Origin of the sequence: Streptomyces sp. rh34 (assembly GCF_002551245.1) — a bacterium.
GTDB lineage: Bacteria > Actinomycetota > Actinomycetes > Streptomycetales > Streptomycetaceae > Streptomyces.
On record NZ_NTGZ01000544.1, the window covers coordinates 1 to 1,172 of the forward strand.

Consider the following 1,172-nt stretch of genomic DNA (forward strand, 5'->3'; position numbering starts at 1 on the left):
CCTACCACCTCGGAAGCCGCGGTTGCGGCCCTCGCGGCGACCGGCCCGGGGCTGCCGTTCCTGATCGGGGTGCGCCACCACGCGCCCTCGCTGGCGGCCGCGCTTCCGGCGCTGCTGGACGCGGCGGCCCCCGACGTCCTCCTCGTCGAGCTGCCCGCCGAGTTCCAGCCCTGGCTGGGCTGGCTCGCCCACGAGGAGACCGAGGCGCCGGTGGCGCTGGCCGCCGTGCCCGCCGACGGGCCCGGAGCCGGTTCGGCCGGCGAACGGGGTCCGGCCTTCTACCCGTTCGCGGACTTCTCGCCGGAACTGGTAGCCCTGCGCTGGGCGGCGAGAAACGGTGTCCCGGCGGTGGCCTGCGATCTGCCGCTGGCCGACCGCGCGTGGGCGGGGGGTGACCCAGGCACCCCCGTTCCTGTCCCCGGCGCCGACTCCGCACCCGGGCCGGGGGAGGGGCACGGGCTGTCCGCCGCGCTCCGGTCCCGGCTCACCGGCCGGGACGGCGACGACCTGTGGGACCGGCTGGTGGAGGCCCTCGCGCCCGGCTCGACACCCGAAGCGCTCCGCCGCGCCGCCCTGCTCACCGGGTGGGCGCTGCGCTACGAGGCCGAGGCGCGGGGCGGCGTGCACGGCACGGACCTGGTGCGCGAGGCGTGCATGCGCCGACATGTCGCCGAAGCCCTGGCGAGCGGGCGGCGGCCCGCCGTGGTGGTGGGAGCCTTCCACACCCCGGCGCTGCTGCCGTCCGCCGCCGAGGCCGCCGGAGGTCCCGCGCCCCAAGCACCGGAAGCACCGGAAGCACCGGAAGCACCGGAAGTGCCGGACCGGTCCGTCGCCCCGGAGCCGGGTGCGGACGGCCACGGGCAGGGCACCGTCGGGACGACGACGTGCACGGTCTCCCTGGTCCCGTACACGTACCCGCTGCTCGACTCACGCTCCGGCTACCCGGCCGGCATCCGGGACCCGGAGTGGCAGCACACCGTCCTGGACGCCGCCGGGGACCCGGCGGCGCTGCACGAGGCGCTGATCCGCACCGCGGTCCGCGTCTGCGCCGCCCTGCGTGAACAGGGCCACCCCTACGGCCCGGCGGACGGCCGGGAGGTCGTCCGGGTGGCCGGCGACCTGGCCCGCCTGCGCGGCCTACCCGCCCCCGGCCGCGGTGAGCTCCTGGAAGC

At 78.2% G+C, this 1,172-nt stretch carries 1 protein-coding gene; it reads left to right on the forward strand.

What is annotated here, in order from left to right:
* A partial coding sequence (locus CR470_RS38080) for a DUF5682 family protein (RefSeq protein WP_257139072.1) occupies positions 1 to 1,172 on the forward strand: 1,172 nt, incomplete at both ends.